This is a genomic window from Mammaliicoccus sp. J-M40, assembly GCF_022386395.1.
GTDB classification, from domain to species: domain Bacteria; phylum Bacillota; class Bacilli; order Staphylococcales; family Staphylococcaceae; genus Mammaliicoccus; species Mammaliicoccus lentus.
Window position 1 is genome coordinate 58,081 of sequence record NZ_JAJNIQ010000008.1, and the last position, 18,481, is coordinate 76,561.

Sequence of the window (18,481 nt, forward strand, 5' to 3'; positions counted from 1 at the left end):
TTATTAAATAAATAAATTATGACTTGCTTGTTCAGTGTCACCGATATAAGTACCTACACCACCATATTCAACTTCATCTCTTAATTCTTCTTTTGTAATACCCATGACATCCATACTCATCGTACATGCGATTAATTTAATATCTTGCTCTATCGCTTGATTAATAAGCGATGGTAAAGAATCAACATTTTTCTTTTTCATTACATAACGCATCATGATATTACCTAATCCAAACATATTCATTTTTGATAATGGCATACGTACTGGTGTTTTTGGCAACATCAAATCAAACATTTTTGCGATGCCTTTTTTATTAACATTAACTCCATGTGTTTTTTTCAATGCATTAAGACCCCAGAAAGTGAAGAAGATGCTCACGTCTCTACCTGCAGCTTTAGCACCGTTAGCGATAATCATTGCTGCTACTGCTTTATCCAATTCACCACTAAATAAAACGATTGTAGTACCTTTAGTAGTATGGCTTACATCTAATCCTTTCGGTTGTTCTTTTTGAATGATTGCGTTGATTCCTTGGTTACTCTCATCAAGTTTTACAAGTGTGTGTCCAGTTTGTTTCACCCAGCTTTTAATATCACTAAGAAAACCAGAATCTGTGACTGTGACTTCTATTTGATCGCCATTTTCTATATTTTTTATCTCTTTACTAATATTAACAAGAGGCCCTGGGCACTGAAGACCGCTAAAGTTAAATTGTTTACGGTTTGGTTTAATTTTTATATTTTTATTTTCTTCTGCTGTACTTTCATCATTGATATGTTGTTTTTCGTAAGCAATATAACCACCATCTAAATTAACAATATCGTAACCTTGTTTTGCTAAATATTCACTAGCTTTGGCACTTCTATTACCACTTCTACAGTAAATATAGTAAGTTCTATCTTTATCTTTATTAAAAGTTTCAATACGCTCAACTGGGTGCAAGGTCGAACCATTGATGTGCCCAATTTCATATTCTTCTTGCGTTCTTACATCGATTAATTGACCTTGCTTTGCTAACTTTTCTAATTCTACGTTTCTTAGTTCGTTGATATGTTGTTCTTTATACTGTTTCATATTCTCCTCCTCAAAATACCCTCAAGGGTATATTAACAAGGGTAGTCTTTTCTGTCAAATACGGATAGGGGTATTTGACAATCTATATTAAATTTATTAATATAAGCTTATTCAATTAAAGTCGGAGGAAACGAACATGAATTATGATAAAAAAATGATAAATCGTATAAATAGAATACAAGGTCAATTAAACGGCGTTATTAAACTGATGGAAGAAGAGAAAGATTGTAAAGACGTAATCATGCAGCTCAGCGCTTCTAAAAGTTCAATTCAACGTTTGATGGGAATTATAATTAGTGAAAATTTAATAGAATGTGTAAAAGAAGCTGAAGATAATAATGAAAGTTCTCAAGAATTGATTAATGAAGCAGTTAATTTATTGGTAAAAAGTAAATAATGGATATAATAAACATGATTGTTATGTTATTAATTGGAGTGTTTGGAGGGTTTATCTCTGGTTTGGTTGGTATAGGCGGAGCGATTATTATTTACCCTGCCATTCTTTTACTACCACCATTATTGGGAGCACCTGCTTATGGCGCATTCATTGCATCAGGCTTAACTTCTAGCCAAGTATTTTTCAGCACACTGAGCGGATCATTAAAAGCCAGAAAGAAAGCTGAATTCTCTCCCAAGCTTGTAATGAACATGGGAGGAGGAATGATTATAGGTAGTACTTTAGGAGCGATTATAGCTAATTTATTTAGCCCTACTTTTATAAATATTATATATATAGTCTTTGCTATATTTGCACTAATATTAATGTTTATTAAAGTTAAACCTGCTTCTCAAGTTACCAATTTTAATATTCCTTTACTCATTATTATAGGGTTCATTGTTGGAGTCATTTCTGGAATTGTTGGAGCTGGAGGTGCCTTCATTATTATTCCTATATTGTTGGTTTTATTCAAATTACCAATGAATACAGTAGTAGCTAATAGCATAGTAATCGCTTTTATATCCTCAATTGGGGCCTTCGTAATTAAGTTTATACAAGGTTATATCCCTTTTGAAGATGCAATATTTTTAATAATCGGAAGTATACTCTTTGCTCCTATAGGATTAAAGGTTGGCAATAAAATATCTAGTGTTATACAAAAAAGTATTGTAAGTATCTTAATCACGATTGCAATTTTACAACTTATATTTTAGTTAAATTTAAACATAATACTATAGAAAAAACTCTTTCAAAGTTATCTACCTTGAAAGAGTTTTTATTTATATTAATATAATTTTATTCGCTACATAATCTTCATTTCTAATTGGTGTATTTGATGTGTAAGCAACGTATTTATTGGAGTCGATATGCCTAATTCTTCTCCATATGCTGAAATTTGTCCATTAAGATAGTCTATTTCTGTTAATCGACCTTTGTTATAATCTTGATGCATTGATGGATAATGAAGCCCTTGTGTTTCTTTAGGGTAAGCCGCTTCAATTTTATTTAATAGTAATTTACCGTCTAATTCAACATTTCTTGCTCTAGCTACAAACACTATTTCTTCAATCATTGGTATAATCATTTCACGTGAATGTTCATAGCTGCCAAATTCATAAATAGTTTTATCTAATATCGTGCACAGTGGGTTTAACACACTATTCAATGTTGCTTTGGACCATATCGATTTGAAGATATCATCACTTACTCGTGCATTTAAATTTGCATCATTTAGTAACTGAAGTATCGCATTAGATTGTTCATCGACAATACCGTCTGAACGATGAAAGTCTATATAACCCCCACCTTCTAGCAACAACTGACCGGGACCTCTTAATCCAGCTGTCCACATTACGACAGCAAGATAAACCTGTGACATTGGAACGAATTTTGATAATCTCTCTCCATGACCTAAACCGTTCATCATGCATAATATTGCAGTATCTTTATGGATTGAACCTGCCTCTTTTAAGCGTTGCATCATTTTTTCAGAGTTCATCGCCTTTGTTAAGATGATAATCAGATCAAATGAATCTGATACATCCTTAGACAATACTGCTGGAACATTGACTGTATAAACATCCGTTTCAGTTTTAACCTCAACACCGTGTTTGTTAATACGTTGAACATGTTCTTCCCAGTCATCAATTAGTTCCACATCATAACCAGCCTGTTTCAAGGAAATACCGATTCGACCACCCATTGCACCTGCACCAGCTATAGCTATTTTATACATATTGTACACTCCTCATTGCCATTTTAATGATAAACATCCAGAATAAAAGTACTATCCTTAAATGTTATATCAATAAACTATTTTTCTCATATAATATATTTACCCATAAACCACATTTTTTAAAATTAAAAAGAGAATATATTTATAAAGAACATAGACTACAATGAGAGTTGCCCATATAATTTCAATAATTGATATGACATTGACTAAATTCGTAATTGTATCGTTTAAATTGAGATTTTGATTCACATTATATAGTGATGCTGCAGTTGTCACCCATGGGAACGTCAGCGCTGAAAAGGAGACTTTAAATCCTTCTTTCATGATTTTAGGTAAAAATATTAAAGTAAATAAAAATAACAATTGCGAAAGTACTAAAAACGCCAATACATAAGCAATTGAGTAACTTGAATGATTTAAAATATAACTATTTAAGCAAAGAGCTGCCGGTGCACTCATAATAATTACCATTGGAAACTGTTCCTGATTATATGTTTGCCATGCTTTAGTAAATAATACATATCCAAGTATTAATATTAAAAATATTGATCCAAGAATGATCGCTATGTTACCTATACTAGTATTGAACGCAGACGATGTTTCACCAATTACGCCTATTCCAACAAACATCACAAACCAACTCGTATTTGGCCAAGACTTATAATTTCTAAATGCGTAAAATCCAATAAATATTATGATAAAACTCATATGTAATAAAATAGATACATACCAAATAACATTTAAAATATATGCGCCCACTAAAAATTGAGTTTTAACAATAGACACCAATATCATTAACGTCATAGGTAGCGCTGGAAGAATAGCAAATGTATTTATATTTTTAAGTTCTTTTAAAAACATAGTTGGATAAACAATCCATTTTAAAATGACAATTAAAAGTATTGCACAGGAAATAATAAAGAAAGACAAGCCAAATAACGTTAAGTTTAAATTATAAAATAAATTACTTAACGCCATAACACCTAAAGCCAATCCACATATTGCGATTGGGGTCCTTTTCAACCCTGTTTTTAACATGTTCAATACCCTCTCATAGATAAATTCATAAAATTATATTTTACCATATCTTTATATAACTGTTTGCTAACATAGACAAACAAACGCACCTTTTACATCACAGTAAAAGGCGCATTATGCTTATCTGTACATTTCTATACAAATTCGATTATATTTTATAAGGCGTTCTTATATGAATAATAATGAGTATAATTTTAGGAATTCTTGCAATTAAGTTTTTCTCTAATACATTCTAACTTCTTACCTTTTAATTTAATTTTAGCTTTTCTATTAATTTCACAATATAACTTTTGAGACTGCTCATCTGTTAATTCAAAAGCTTTATAAGAAGTACCTTTTTTATCAGGAAGTCGCGTGACATCAAAATTTACAACTTCCTTTAATAATTCAGTTATATCTGTTAAATTTCCACAAGCATCTTGCGGTTGAAAACTAAAGTTCTCATCAGCTTTTAAAGTTATTCTTCTACGTTTATAATTTGCTTTCCAAACATGGTCACCTTTCTCAACCCATGAATAATGATCTCTAAATGCGTTCTTCTTACCTTCAACAATATCATCGGTTATTCTTAAAAATTGATTATTGGCAATAGCGTTACTCTGTTCCTCTATACTCTTATACCAAAAACAACATTTTTTGACTTTAAAAACCAAATCACATATATATCTGTAACGATTTACTTTTTCATCTTCAATTATTGATATCCAAAAAATCACGTCTTGGTCTGTTCTTTTGTTATAAGAGTAATCAGTTATTTTACAAAAACTATGTAAAAAATTTTCATTCCAAATATAAGGGTCTTGATTACCATTGAAATCATCATAATAAATATTAATACATCCATGTTTACAACATTTTCTTTCAGGATGAAAAAATAGATAACTTGCCATAATTCCTCCTCACTTTCTCTATATACTAGCTCAGAATAATTATCTTTTTCTATTATTTTAACAATATTCTGACAAAATTTCACAAAGCTAGAGGAAATAGTTTATAGGATAATCTTAACAATATAAACAACAGTTATTAACTATGTGTTTTAACATTACTCAACCCTAATTTTTCTCGTAATGTGCCTTCGTTATAGTCTGTTTGAACTAAGCCTCTTTCTTTTAATATCGGCACGACTTTATTAACGAATAATTCAAATTGTGTAGGGTTTAATGGAGGCATTATATTGAAGCCATCTGCTGCGCCACGTTTAAACCATTCTTCCATTCTATCGGCTACATCTTCGGGTGTTCCCACTATAATATGGTGACCTCTCGCACCGGCTACATGTTTCATTACATCTTCTAATGTTGAATTATTTCTCTTAGCTGTTTCTTTAATAAGGTCGACACGACTTTGTATATTGTTTCCTTTATCGACTTCAACATCTTCAAATGGCGTATTTAAGTCATAACCACTTAAATCTGTATCACCTAAATAAGAAGATAATAATTCTAATCCCATTTCTGGGTCGATTAAATCTTGTAATTCTTTATAGTTAGCTTGTGCTTCTTTGCGAGTTTCTCCGATAAACGGGAATATACCTGGCATAATAACAACTTCTTGCTCTGGGCCACGCTTTTCTTCAACTTGTCTTCTTAATTTTTGAGCAAAATTAATAGATGCATCGATATCATTTTGTGCAGTAAATATAACTTCTGCATGCTTTGACGCAAAATCAGTACCCTTTTTAGAAGAACCAGCTTGAACTAGTAAGGGATAACCTTGTGGTGATTGATCAATATTTAAAGGTCCTTTAACGCTATAAAAATCACCTTCATAATTAATTGGTTCAGGTTGTTGATTCTTTAAAAATTTACCTGCCTTATGAACGCTTTGAGAATCTACATCTCGCCAAGAGTTCCATAACTTTTTCGATATTTCTACAAATTCATTCGCTTGATCATACCTTAAATCATGATCAACATTATTTACGCCACTAAAATTTTTAGCAGTATCATTAATACCAGAGGTCACAATATTCCATCCAGCTCTACCATCGCTGTAATGATCTAATGAAGAAAAAATTCTAGATAAGTTAAATGGTTCTGAATATGTAGTGGACCCTGTAATAATAAGGCCAAGATGCTTTGTTTCCATAGCTATTATAGACATTAAAGAAATAGGTTCGAACATTGTAAACATATCTGGGTGTGTTTTCTTATCGACATATAGACTATCCGAAACAAATAGAAAATCAAACTTTGCTTGTTCTAAAGACTTTGCTTGTTCAATCGTTTTCTTTAAATTCATACCACCACGCTCTACTGACTCTGGATGTCTACTACTTGCAACATGATGACCAAAACCAGTTAAAAAATATCCTAATTTCATTCTTTTCATCTTTGACCCTCCATAATTTACTATTCCGATTGATTTAATATGATTTATGTTACCATTGTATTTTTATAGAGTCAATTTACATTTTTAAAATTTAATTATTGAAAAACAAAAAAATCCACCAACACTTGTGTTGGCGGATTTTATTAGCATATTTGTATTCAATTAATTTTTTCTTTTAAGACCATCCGATTAATTGAGCGAATACTAATGAAATAATTGAAATTACACCCCATAGGATAAATAATGGGAAGAAGAACCGGATCCATTTTGTATAAGAAACGCCTGCGATTGCTAATGCTGCCATAAAGTAACCACTTGTTGGGTAAAAGACATGTGTAAACCCATCACCAAGTTGGAAGGCTAAGACTGCAGTTTGTCTTGTAATACCTAACATATCTGCTAAAGGCGCCATAATTGGCATTGTCACCAATGCTTGACCACTGCCTGATGAAATGATGAAATTAATCAGTACTTGCACGATATACATACCAACTACTGCAACTGTTGGCGTTGCACCATCTATTACGGAACCTAAACCATGCACAATACTATCCATAATTTTACCGTCTTCAAGTACTACAGCAATTGAACGTGCTAGTCCAACTATAATAGCTCCCATTAACACATCTTTAAACCCATCATTGAATGATTCACAAATTTCACGTGTGTTTAAGCCAGTCACTAGACCAACCACTATACCCATCATGATAAATAGACCTGACATTTCTACCATAAACCATCCTTGAGTAACGACACCATATACGAGAATTATAAAGAATAAAAGCACAACACCAATACCTATTTTTTGACGGCGCGTTGCAACTAATGGCTCATGTTTAGTAATTTCTTTGTACATTTTTCTTTTTTCAGTATCATCTTCATAAACTAAGCTGATTGATGGATCTTTTTTTACCTTTTTAGCATATTTCATAATAAATAGTACTGTCACTAAAAGTACAACTATAAAAATAACTAAACGTAATCCAATACCTGAAAAAGTAGGTATACCTGATAATTTTTGAGCTAAACCAGTATTGATTGGATTCAAGACCCCAACTGTAAAGCCAACTACCGTACCACATAAGGCAATGGAGGTTGCTGTGATAGAATCATAACCTAACGCAATAACTAACGGTATAATGACCGGGATATAGACAAGTGATAGCTCTGCTGTACCTATCAACGTAGCTATAATTGCAAATACGGTTGTTAACACTGGAATGATTAAAATACTTTTATTTATAAATTGACGTGCAAGTTTATCTACCCCTATTTCAATAATGCCTGTACGTCTCAATACCATGAACATACCGCCAATAATTAAAGTGAAGAAGACTATTTCTCCTGCCTCAATTAGGCCACGAGGGATAATCGATATAAAATCAACCAAACCCACAGGTGAAGATGCTATGTAATGGAAAGAATCTGCATCAACCATCTCTCTACCTTCAGGACCTTTAATACGTTTAAATTCACCTGAAGGTATTAAGTATGTAGAAATCGTTGCAATAACACCAAAAATAAATAAAATCACATAGATATGTGGCATACTAAACTTCTTGTTAGAACTCTGTTTCCTGTCTACTTTGTTATTTATCTTTACCAAATTGTATGACCCCTTTGCTTTACTAAATAAAACACCTTAATATTACCACGTAAAGGTAAGTTTACAATTATGCAAAGTAGACAACTTATAAAAATTTCTTGTAACATATAACAAAAAATCGAAATATTTACTTTTCTTGTTTTTCATTATCCTGTTGGTTAGGTTTTTGAGCGTCTGGGTTCGAATATTTCTCTGGGTTATAATCGACGCCTTTATTATAGTTACCTGATGCATCCCATAGTAAAAACTCATCAATACCATGATCTTTTAATGCTTGAATTTGTGCAGTTACTTTTTCTTTATTGTAATCTATATAACGACCTTCACCTAAGTAAGACGCTGTAAAGTCTTGAAGCCATGGACGTGATTTAACTTTTTCACTGTCTACATCTTTAAGTGCTTCTTTTTCTTTATCTAGATAACTGTCTATCGTTTTATAAGGTTCTGTATCTGGATTTTCTAATCCAAAATCACCAGTACCCCAATGTGATGGATAAACCATAGATGATATAACATCGACGTTTTCAGCTATTTTAGGAAAACTCTGTCCAATACCTGGTGTTTCTTTAACTGTAGCTGCGTAACCAAATACATCTGCGGATGTTTTAACGTCATATGATTTCAAATCTTTACGTGCTGTTTTTAAAAACTCTGTAATTGTATCTACACGTTGTTTGATATTATTTAAATCGCTACCTTTGTATTTTCCATTAGAATATTGTAATTCCGCGTCTTTGTTTTCAAACCCTTCTGGGAAACGAACATAATCAAATTGTACTTCTTTAAATCCCGCTTTAGCAGCTTCTTTCGCCACTTCTATATTATAGTCCCATACATTATCATCAAACGGATTTATAAAGCTGTCTCCACCTTCATTTTCCCATACATTACCATCAGACGTTTTAAACGACCAATCAGGTTTTTGATGAGCTAAATTAGAATCTTTAAATGTAACAACACGCGCGATTGGATAGATATCATTCTTTTCCATTTCTTTGATGATTTTTTTAACATCTACACTGTCTACTGTATTACTACTAATTAACTTATTATCACTTTTGAAGTCCATCGTAATATTACCTGAATCATCTTTAACATCGATAACCAATGCATTTAATTCTGTTTCGTTTATAAACTTAATCAATTCATCAAATTGTTCTCCACTTGCTGAATCTGGTGTCACGTAAATACCTTTCACACCATCTTTAGGATAGTCAATATCACTATATGTATCTTTCTCTGATTCATTACTATCTTTCTTATCTTTACTACTAGTTTTCTTTTGTTCACTGCTATTCTTCTTCTCGTTGTTTGAATCAGTATCTTTATTACAAGCTGACATAACCAAGATAACTGCAAGCGCCACTGCTAAAAACTTCCATGATTTCATCATTTTCTCCCCTTATTTCTATATATTGATTTTGAAAAAGTTTCTAAACATTATATTATTCCACGCTTCGCATTTTACATATTTTTACTATTTTAAACAAGGTATATTTTATTCTTTACTTCTTAATGAATTGATAATCAAAACACTTTACTAAACGAAACAATGATATCTTTGTATGTATCTATTGAATCTATAACTGCATATTCTCCATCCCCGTGCCATGCATCACCGGATGGTCCAAATTCGATTGCTGGTACGTTGTATCTCGAGAAATACCTTGTGTCTGCAAATCCATGCTGACCAAATATAGGTACCTCTTGTAGTTGAGAATGTTCTTGAATTTCTTTGATTAGTTGCTGTATGTGGGAGTTTGTTGTTTCATTTAAGACTGCCGGACCTGTTAAATTAATCGTTATTTCTCCATCAGTGATGTTTTTGATTTGTTCTAGTATTTCGTCTTTATCTTGAGTAGGTAAATATCGTATATCGAATGAGATTGTACATGAGTCAGGTACTTTATTATAGACTTCTCCTCCATTGATTTTGGCCAAGTTTATTGATGGTGCTTCGTATATATCTGTTGATTCTTTAGCGAATGGTAAATTCATTATTTGATTATGAATTTGTAATGCTTTTTCTATCGCATTTTCTCCTTCCCATGGTCTACTTCCGTGTGCAGATTTACCAAACAGTTGGACATCAAATTGTAAGATGCCCTTTGCTTGGAAACCTATACCGAGTTGTGTAGGTTCCGCACATATTACAAAGTCTCCTAAATAACCTTGATCTGTTAAATATGCTGCACAGTTATTTCCTCCAATTTCTTCGTCGGTCACGAGTTGTAGTTGTACTTTCGTGTCATTTAATTCTGAGTGTTGAATTTCGCTCATCGCTACCATAAACGCTGCTACACCTGCTTTCATGTCTGCGGAACCTCTTCCATATATTTTTCCATCTTTGATAACTGGCTCGAACTGCCCTTCTTTACCACTTACGACATCTACATGTCCATTTAGCACAAGCGTTTTATTTCCATTCCCTATTGTACAAATCAGCATTTTATAGTCGTTGTTTGTTATAATTTCTGATTCAAGATTATGATTTTTTAACCATTTTTGGCAGTAATCGATTATTTCATTTGCTCCTTCTTTACTAGAACTATCGTAAGAAATTAATCTTTGTAATAGTTTTAATGTTTTACTCATGTAATCATCCCCTTATCATTTTGAGGAAAGTATAGTATATTGACAGAATATTGACAAGATTTAAAAATTTTAGTAAAGTTTAGTTGTATTAATACATCTTAAATATAAACTAACAACTTATTTTAAAGTGAATATATTAAGCAAAGGCGCTTATATCCCAACATTCCGTGTTGGGGATATAAGCGCCTTTTTGCATTTTAAGGGGGATATTTATGACACGAGATTTAAATTATAACTGGGTTAATGGTGAAAAAGTCACAACTGATGAGGTGATTTCAGTATTCAATCCTGCCAACGGTAACAACATTGGAGATGTACCAAGTGTTTCTAAAGATACTGTTCAAGAAGCGATTAATTCTGCTGTTTCTTCTTTCGAAAAGTGGTCTAATTATACTGCTGAAACGAGACAATATTATTTAGAACAATGGGCGGTTAATTTATTAAACAAACAAGAAGAATTAGCACAAATTATGAGTGAAGAACAAGGTAAGCCATATGCCGAAGCTTTTGGAGAAATTGGCGTTTGCGCCAAATTTATACGATGGTTCGGTGAAGAAGGTAAACGTATATATGGAGAAGTTATACCTCCATCTTCAGAAAATCAACGTATTTCAGTGATTAAACAGCCTGTTGGGGTTTGTGGTCTCATTACACCGTGGAATTTCCCAGGTGCAATGGTGGCACGTAAAGTAGCACCCGCCTTAGCTGCCGGATGTACTGTAATTGTTAAACCATCAAGTGAAACACCTAGGATAGCTATTGCAATCTTTGATGAATTAATGGCTACAGGAATAGATAAAGGTGTAGCTAATATTGTTACAGGTAGTTCTTCATTAATTTCAGACACTTTATTCGCAGATAAACGCGTTAAGAAAATATCGTTTACTGGTTCAACTCAAATTGGTAAGACTCTAATGAGTAAAGCATCCGATCAAGTTAAACGTATCTCGCTCGAACTCGGAGGGAACGCACCTGCAATTGTACTTCCTGATGCAGATTTAGATAATGCAGCAGATGCGATTGTTGATAATAAATTCGAAAACAGTGGTCAAATGTGTAACGGCATTAACGTCATTCTCGTACATAAAGATGTGAAACAAGAAATGACTGAAAAAATAATAGAACGCGTAAAGAAAATTAAAATCGGATCAGCTGATGAAGAAAATGTTCAAGTCGGACCTTTGATTAATAAAAAAGCTATAGATAAAGTAGAACAACTCGTTTCTGAAGCTCAAAAAGAAGGGGCATTTATAGAATTAGGTGGAAAGAAGGCTAATACAGGAGAATCTGAACTATTCTATCAACCTACTGTTATCAGTGGCGTTAGGGCTAACATGACAATTGCCCAAGAAGAAATATTCGGGCCAGTAGCACCTATTATATCGTTCGACAATGAAGATGAAGCAATAGATATTGCGAATGCTTCGCCATATGGACTTGCAGCTTATTTCTTCTCAAGCAATATCAATACAATTTATAAAATGAGTGAAAAACTCGAATTTGGCATGATTGGTGTTAACGGTACTCAATTAAGTGTCCCTCAAGCACCATTTGGAGGAATTAAAGAAAGCGGTATGGGTCGCGAAGGCAGTCACTACGGTTTAGACGGATTTTTAGAATTGAAGTATATTTCATTATCTTTACTTAAATCATAAGGGGGTTGTCATTTATGAATACTAATGGCAAAAAAGTAACTGGAGATATTACGAAAGATCAATTAATTGAATTAGTAAAATCTGAAGACATCGACACGATTATTATGGGATTTTGTGACATGCAAGGACGTTTGATGGGGAAACGTGTTACTGGCGAATTCATATTAGAAAATGATATTTCAGAGGGTACTCATTTCTGTAATTACCTATTAGGTACCAACTTCACAATGGATACAAATGAAAACTTTGAGTTCATGAATTGGGACAAAGGTTATGGTGACTATTTAGCAGTTCCTGATTTAAACACATTAAAAGTGATTCCTTGGCTAGAAAAAACAGCAATCGTATTCTGTGATGTATATACAGTGGATGGAAGTGAACCAATTTGTATAGCGCCACGGAACATACTTAAAAATCAAATTGAAAAAGCAGAAAAACTTGGATTTTCTCCACATATGGCAAGTGAACTTGAATTCTATCTTTTCAATCAATCATTTGCCGAAATTGACAAAAAAGGCTATGACAACTTAGAAACTGCCGGCCATTTAAATGAAGATTATAATTTATTACAAGGTAGTAAAAATGAACCTTTATATCAAAGAATAAGAAATCAAATGCATTTGATGGGTATACAAATTGAATCTTCAAAGGGTGAAGCTTATAAAGGTCAACATGAAATCAATTTGAAATATGCAGACGCTTTAAAAGCAGCTGATCAACACATTATGTTTAAACACGGCATGAAAGAAATATGTATTCAAAATGAGAAAGCTGTAACATTTATGGCTAAACCATATGAAGAATGGACTGGTTCGAGTGGTCATATTCATTTAAGTTTAATGGAAAAGGGAACAAAAAATAATGCTTTTTATGCCGGTGAAGACGCAGTTGATCCTAAATCAGAAACAATGCAGCACTTCTTAGCAGGAATTATCAAATATACGAAAGATTTTGCATTATTATTTGCCCCATACGTCAATTCTTATAAGCGATTCGCACCTAATACTTGGGCGCCTGTAAGCATTGCGTGGAGTAAAGATAATCGTTCAGCTGGATACCGCGTAGTCGGTGACGGTAATTCATTAAGGTTTGAATCTAGAATTTCAGGTGCAGATATGAACCCGTACTTAGCATATTCAGCTTTAATCGGTGCTGGTTTATACGGTATTGAACATAAAATTGAATTACCTGATGAATTAGTTGGAAATGCTTATGAACAAGAAGATATAGATCGCATACCATCTTCTTTACACGAAGCAATTTGGAATTGGAAGAACAGTGACGTAGTGAAAGAAGTTCTAGGTGAAGATGTTGCTAAACACTATTTAGAAGCTGCTAGATCCGAGCAAAATGAATTTGATTCATTCGTCACAACTTGGGAACGTTCACGATACTTTGAACAAAGTTAATGTTGATTTTAAGGAGGAATATATGATGAGACTCAAAGATAAAGTTTGTATAATTACTGGTGCAGGCGGTGGAATGGGAAAAGTAGCTGCTGAAACATTTGCTAAAGAAGGCGGTAAAATAGCTGTTTTTGAAAGAGATGAAAAAGCAGGGCAAGCAACAGTAGATTCTATTCATAATAATGGTGGAGAAGCTTCATTATTTGTAGTAGATATTTCAAATGAAGAAAATGTTAAAAGTGCGGTAGCTGAAACAATAACAACATACGGAAGAATAGACGTTCTCTATAATAATGCTGGTGTAATGCCAGAAGCAGATAATTCTGTAGTAAATACAGAAGAAAGTGTATGGGATTTAGTCATGAATATTAACGTTAAAGGTATATTCTTTATGACGAAGTATGTCATTCCAGAAATGGAGAAAAACAGTTCTGGATCAATCATAAATATTGCTTCATTCGTCGCTCAAATGGGTTGTTCAGTACCACAAGATGCTTATACCGCTTCTAAAGGCGCTGTAGTAGCCTTAACAAAATCATTAGCAATACAATTCCGTCCTAAAGGCATTCGTACAAATGCGATTAGCCCTGGGCCAATTGAAACGCCATTGTTAATGGAGTGGCTTGTATCAGATGAAGAAGCTAAGAAAGTACGATTAGACAGACAACCCGCAGGCAGATTTGGTAAGCCTGAAGACATTGTAAATTGCGCTTTATATTTAGCATCAGATGAGTCTAATTGGACAAATGGAGCTAACATTAATGTAGATGGTGGTATAACTTCTAATTACTTCTAAGTATTATGAAATAACAGCAAAAACGCCCAACACTTTAATCAAGTGTTGGGCGCTTACTATTTTTAAAATTTATCTTCTAAGTATTCTTTCTCACCTATAATTCCCATTTTTCTATCCAGTTTTTCTAACTTTTTCGCTTTCGGTATACATAAGATATAAGCAAATATGATAGCTATTATCCCTCCACTCAATTTCCCAATTAGCACTGCGGGTATTAATGTAGGCTGAAAATTAGCTGAGTATGATAAATGGTCACCTAATAAGAACGCTGCACATACACCAAATGCTATGTTCAACACTTTATCTTTAGGTGGCATATCTCTTACCAACTTTAGCATAGCTAGTATATTAGCTATAGTAGCAATAAATCCTGCGCTACCTACTTCACTCAGTCCAACTTTATTACCTATTCGATGTAAGCTACTAGAGAAATATTTACGAATTAGGTATACCATAGGGAATGCACCAGAAAGCATAATTGCAATGTTACCTGCATTCTCCAATGCTCGGAAATTATCTTTTTTATCAGCCATAATTGGATCAAACCCCCAACCACCAAATACGTTTGTAAATAAACCTGTAAATATTTCTACTACCGAGAACACAAATACTAATTTAATACATGCATCTAATATTCTTCCGAAGAAAATAAATAACTTTATCATAATATCTGAGAAGAAGTATAATCCTATTGCTGTAACAACTACAAAGATAATAAGTGGCAGTAAATTCGTAAATATTGTAGTCATACTTATTTGAAACAAATGCGTTGGGTCACTAGTTGTATCAATCGTAGTTCTTATTTTCGTATTGCTAAATAGAATTATTACCGTGGAAATAAATACACCGAACGGTATTGCTAACAAACCAGATAATATACCTAAAGCCATATATTTATGATCTCGTTTATCAAGCATTGGCAAACCAAGTGGTATTGTAAACACTATTGTTGCCCCTGCCATCAGCCCAACAATCATCGCCATTATCCAACCTTCGTAGCTCGCCTTTAATACATCTGCCAGTTGATATCCTCCCATATCCGTAGCAAGTATAGAAGTAGCTGCAATTGCAGGATCTGCACCTATCTTATCAAACATAGGTCCAAAAAATTTCTCAATAAACTTTGAAATGAATGGAATAGATGCCATAATTCCTGCTGAATTTGCAAAAATTGGACCAATTGTATATATCCCTTCCATAAACTCTTTACCAATACCTTCGTTTGCATTTCGAATTGCACCAAACGCACCTAATACTGCACATAACATAATAATATAAATAATAATTGTACCTATATGCTCCATATTAAATCCCCCTTATTTTAAATCTAAAAATGCAAAAAGGTGCCTATTTGATTAATTCAAATAAGCACCTTTGCTTGGTTGTATTCACTTTTAACATATTACCCTAATTCATTGATAATCTCTGTAGCTTCTATTTCAATTGCGATTTGCTTATCCATACTCTTTCGCCGAAGTTTTTGATAAGCCGCTTCTTCTGATAAATTCAGTTGCTCCATCAGAAGACCTTTTGCTTTTTCAACAAGTTTACGATTATTCATTTGTTTTTTCGTATTATCCACTTCTATTCTTAGTTGATTCAAGCTGTTAGATTGCGACAGTGCAATTTCAACAGCTGGCAACAGTTGCGCTTCTGAAATTGGTTTTACAATATATCCTACAATATTAGTTTGTTTAGCTTCTTCTACGTATTCACAATGACTATAAGCAGTTAGTATTAATATTGGAATATCATATTTCTTTGAAATGATTTTACTAGCTTTCAGACCATTTAATTTCGGCATTTTAATATCCATAATGACTAAATCAGGCCGAAATTTATCAACCAACTCTAACGCTTTTTCTCCGTTACCGGCTTCCGCTACTACCTCGTATTGAGCTTCTTTAAGCATTTCTATGATATCCATCCTAACGATAGATTCATCTTCAACAACTATAATTGATGTCAATTCAATCATCCCCTTTGTATTGAAATTGAACGCGTGCTAAAGTGCCGATATTATTACGCTTAATACTAAATGTGCCTTCTAAATCATTTTCCGTAATAGTTTTTACAATTTTCAGTCCAAAAGAATGGATAAATTCGCTTTCTGTTATACCTGTATCTTGAACTTCAAGAATATGCGATTGGTTCTGTTGGTCGTACCTTAAATGTACATCAATCTTTCCATCAGTCTGATAATTAAATGCATGGTTTAAACAATTTGTAATAAGTTCATTTGCGATGAGTGCCACTGATACAGCTATATTTGATACAAGATGAATTTGACCTTCAGTCTTATAATCTATATGTATAACTTTATCTGAAGTCTCATTATAGACAATCATATTTCCTATCTTCTTAACTAGTTTATCAATATTGACTAAATCCGTTGATGATTCATCTAGGATGACTTCATAGACAGAAGCAATACTCATGATTCTATTCAAACTTTCTTGAAAATATTGTTCACTACCATCTGGCAATCCCCTTCTCATTTGTAATCTCAATATACTCGCTACAGTTTGAAGATTATTTTTAACACGATGATGAATTTCACCAATTGCAGCAGATTTGGAAATCAATTCTCGTTCTTTTTCCTTTAAATCCGTTATGTCTTTCATAAGAATAAGATGACCTGTCACAACCCCATCTTCAAGTAATTGAATACATTTAATTTGAAAATAATGATTATGAAGTTCTTTTTCTTCAATTGTAATAATTCGACCATCTGTTAGCATACTTTCGACCGTTGGAAAGAGTTCTACAAAACACAAACCAGTTTCACACTTAGTTCCCTTAATATCACTTATCATTTTCTCTCCAGTTAGATTGAAATAACGTATATTCAAATCATTATCCAACTCAAAAAAACTTTCTTCAATCATATCTGGGAAAAAAACCTCATTATTTTTTGAACGAGAAACAATGTTACTCAATGTACTAGTTGCTTGAGTTAATGCCTTCAAACGATTTTCCTTCATTACTTTACTACTTATATCTTTCTCCATAATCAATGTACCAATAATTTCTTCTCCCAACATAATCGGTGTTACACTCTGTTCAACCACTTTACCTTCTTGAGTAACAGCCTTATATTGAGAAAAATCTTTACCCCTTAATGCTTCAAAAACGGCTGGTTCAAACTTCTCATAAACATTCTCACCAATAACTGATGTTTGATATAAACTCTTCACATTTTTAGGAATTGCTTCAGCAACAACGACCACTTCATCCTTATTGTCAGTCGGGCAATCAATAAATACATTTGCACGGTTGAGATCAGCAACCATTTGAAGTTGATTTGAAAGGTTAATAATCTTATTATAAGCTTCTTCCGACAAAGATGTAAGCGCTTTACTAACTAAGTTGATATTCCCAATAATACACCATCCCCTATGATAATTGTATGAATATTTCGAATATTTTTATATTACTATTATGAAATCGAATTAAAAATATGTCAATTCAAAACTTAGTATGCCAAATTTCTTCCACTGTATTACTAATAGTAATGCTTTTCACTAATTAACCTCACTCTTATAATTAATCTTTAGACCCAACGTTTTATACACACACTTCTTATAGATATATTTGCAATTATGTGTATTTGATGTACAATAAAAGTGAATAATTACACTTGATAATAGCGAATGATAAAGGAGTGGTATTCCCACCTAGCAACTTAAATTGAAAGGGCATTGCATGTGTTTGAACTGGAAAAAACGACAAATAAGTAAAGATAGTACTTGTTCAAGGATTTATGCATTTGAATGTTGACTAAGCAGTTATGGTCAAAGGTA

The 18,481-nt window shown here is 32.9% G+C and carries 16 protein-coding genes; 5 read left to right on the forward strand and 11 right to left on the reverse strand.

Features of this window, described 5'->3' with window-relative positions; genetic code table 11:
* Positions 1 to 3: 3 nt before the first annotated feature.
* Positions 4 to 1,074: a DsrE/DsrF/DrsH-like family protein gene (locus LQ688_RS09955; RefSeq protein ID WP_064210944.1), complete on the reverse strand. Its 1,071-nt coding sequence runs from the start codon at positions 1,072 to 1,074 to the stop codon at positions 4 to 6.
* A gap of 136 nt (positions 1,075 to 1,210) precedes the next feature.
* Between LQ688_RS09955 and cstR the strand changes: the two genes are divergently transcribed.
* Together cstR and LQ688_RS09965 are read left to right on the forward strand one after the other, a co-directional pair.
* The gene (cstR, locus tag LQ688_RS09960) at positions 1,211 to 1,471 is read left to right on the forward strand and encodes a persulfide-sensing transcriptional repressor CstR (RefSeq protein ID WP_016999818.1); all 261 of its coding nucleotides are present in this window, start codon (positions 1,211 to 1,213) and stop codon (positions 1,469 to 1,471) included.
* Positions 1,471 to 2,226 (forward strand): sulfite exporter TauE/SafE family protein, encoded by a 756-nt coding sequence (locus LQ688_RS09965; protein ID WP_064210945.1) that lies wholly within the window; start codon positions 1,471 to 1,473, stop codon positions 2,224 to 2,226. The genes cstR and LQ688_RS09965 overlap by 1 nt, the downstream gene beginning before the upstream one ends.
* Before the next feature lie 89 nt (positions 2,227 to 2,315).
* On the opposite strand, the gene LQ688_RS09970 is transcribed toward LQ688_RS09965, so the two are convergent.
* The 7 genes from LQ688_RS09970 to LQ688_RS10000 all read right to left on the reverse strand — a co-directional run bounded on the left by LQ688_RS09970 (position 2,316) and on the right by LQ688_RS10000 (position 10,821).
* Entirely contained in the window at positions 2,316 to 3,248 is a 933-nt protein-coding gene (locus LQ688_RS09970; RefSeq protein WP_182093629.1) for a ketopantoate reductase family protein, read from the reverse strand.
* A gap of 99 nt (positions 3,249 to 3,347) precedes the next feature.
* Positions 3,348 to 4,286 (reverse strand): TDT family transporter, encoded by a 939-nt coding sequence (locus LQ688_RS09975; protein WP_064210947.1) that lies wholly within the window; start codon positions 4,284 to 4,286, stop codon positions 3,348 to 3,350.
* A 194-nt stretch (positions 4,287 to 4,480) separates the two neighbouring features.
* Positions 4,481 to 5,176: a hypothetical protein gene (locus LQ688_RS09980; RefSeq protein ID WP_064210948.1), complete on the reverse strand. Its 696-nt coding sequence runs from the start codon at positions 5,174 to 5,176 to the stop codon at positions 4,481 to 4,483.
* Positions 5,177 to 5,312: 136 nt separating this feature from the next.
* Positions 5,313 to 6,620 (reverse strand): LLM class flavin-dependent oxidoreductase, encoded by a 1,308-nt coding sequence (locus LQ688_RS09985; protein ID WP_016999808.1) that lies wholly within the window; start codon positions 6,618 to 6,620, stop codon positions 5,313 to 5,315.
* Positions 6,621 to 6,795: 175 nt separating this feature from the next.
* On the reverse strand, positions 6,796 to 8,169 hold the full coding sequence (locus tag LQ688_RS09990) for a YfcC family protein (protein WP_147640593.1): 1,374 nt from the start codon (positions 8,167 to 8,169) through the stop codon (positions 6,796 to 6,798).
* A gap of 184 nt (positions 8,170 to 8,353) precedes the next feature.
* On the reverse strand, positions 8,354 to 9,616 hold the full coding sequence (locus tag LQ688_RS09995; RefSeq protein ID WP_218688678.1) for a putative glycoside hydrolase: 1,263 nt from the start codon (positions 9,614 to 9,616) through the stop codon (positions 8,354 to 8,356).
* A gap of 137 nt (positions 9,617 to 9,753) precedes the next feature.
* Entirely contained in the window at positions 9,754 to 10,821 is a 1,068-nt protein-coding gene (locus LQ688_RS10000; protein ID WP_182093631.1) for a M20 family metallopeptidase, read from the reverse strand.
* A 212-nt stretch (positions 10,822 to 11,033) separates the two neighbouring features.
* Here LQ688_RS10000 and LQ688_RS10005 point away from each other — a divergent pair, with 212 nt between their 5' ends.
* From LQ688_RS10005 to LQ688_RS10015, 3 genes are read left to right on the forward strand one after another with little or no spacing between them, the layout of a single operon-like run.
* Positions 11,034 to 12,476: an NAD-dependent succinate-semialdehyde dehydrogenase gene (locus LQ688_RS10005; protein WP_182093632.1), complete on the forward strand. Its 1,443-nt coding sequence runs from the start codon at positions 11,034 to 11,036 to the stop codon at positions 12,474 to 12,476.
* A gap of 14 nt (positions 12,477 to 12,490) precedes the next feature.
* The gene (locus LQ688_RS10010; protein ID WP_016999804.1) at positions 12,491 to 13,885 is read left to right on the forward strand and encodes a glutamine synthetase family protein; all 1,395 of its coding nucleotides are present in this window, start codon (positions 12,491 to 12,493) and stop codon (positions 13,883 to 13,885) included.
* A gap of 25 nt (positions 13,886 to 13,910) precedes the next feature.
* On the forward strand, positions 13,911 to 14,678 hold the full coding sequence (locus LQ688_RS10015) for an SDR family NAD(P)-dependent oxidoreductase (RefSeq protein WP_016999803.1): 768 nt from the start codon (positions 13,911 to 13,913) through the stop codon (positions 14,676 to 14,678).
* Between the two features lie 62 nt (positions 14,679 to 14,740).
* On the opposite strand, the gene eutH is transcribed toward LQ688_RS10015, so the two are convergent.
* From eutH to LQ688_RS10030, 3 genes are all read right to left on the reverse strand, one after another.
* Entirely contained in the window at positions 14,741 to 15,982 is a 1,242-nt protein-coding gene (eutH, locus tag LQ688_RS10020) for an ethanolamine utilization protein EutH (RefSeq protein WP_016999802.1), read from the reverse strand.
* A gap of 98 nt (positions 15,983 to 16,080) precedes the next feature.
* On the reverse strand, positions 16,081 to 16,647 hold the full coding sequence (locus LQ688_RS10025) for an ANTAR domain-containing response regulator (RefSeq protein WP_016999801.1): 567 nt from the start codon (positions 16,645 to 16,647) through the stop codon (positions 16,081 to 16,083).
* Position 16,648: 1 nt separating this feature from the next.
* Positions 16,649 to 18,064 (reverse strand): sensor histidine kinase, encoded by a 1,416-nt coding sequence (locus tag LQ688_RS10030; RefSeq protein ID WP_331001320.1) that lies wholly within the window; start codon positions 18,062 to 18,064, stop codon positions 16,649 to 16,651.
* Between the last annotated feature and the right edge of the window lie 417 nt (positions 18,065 to 18,481).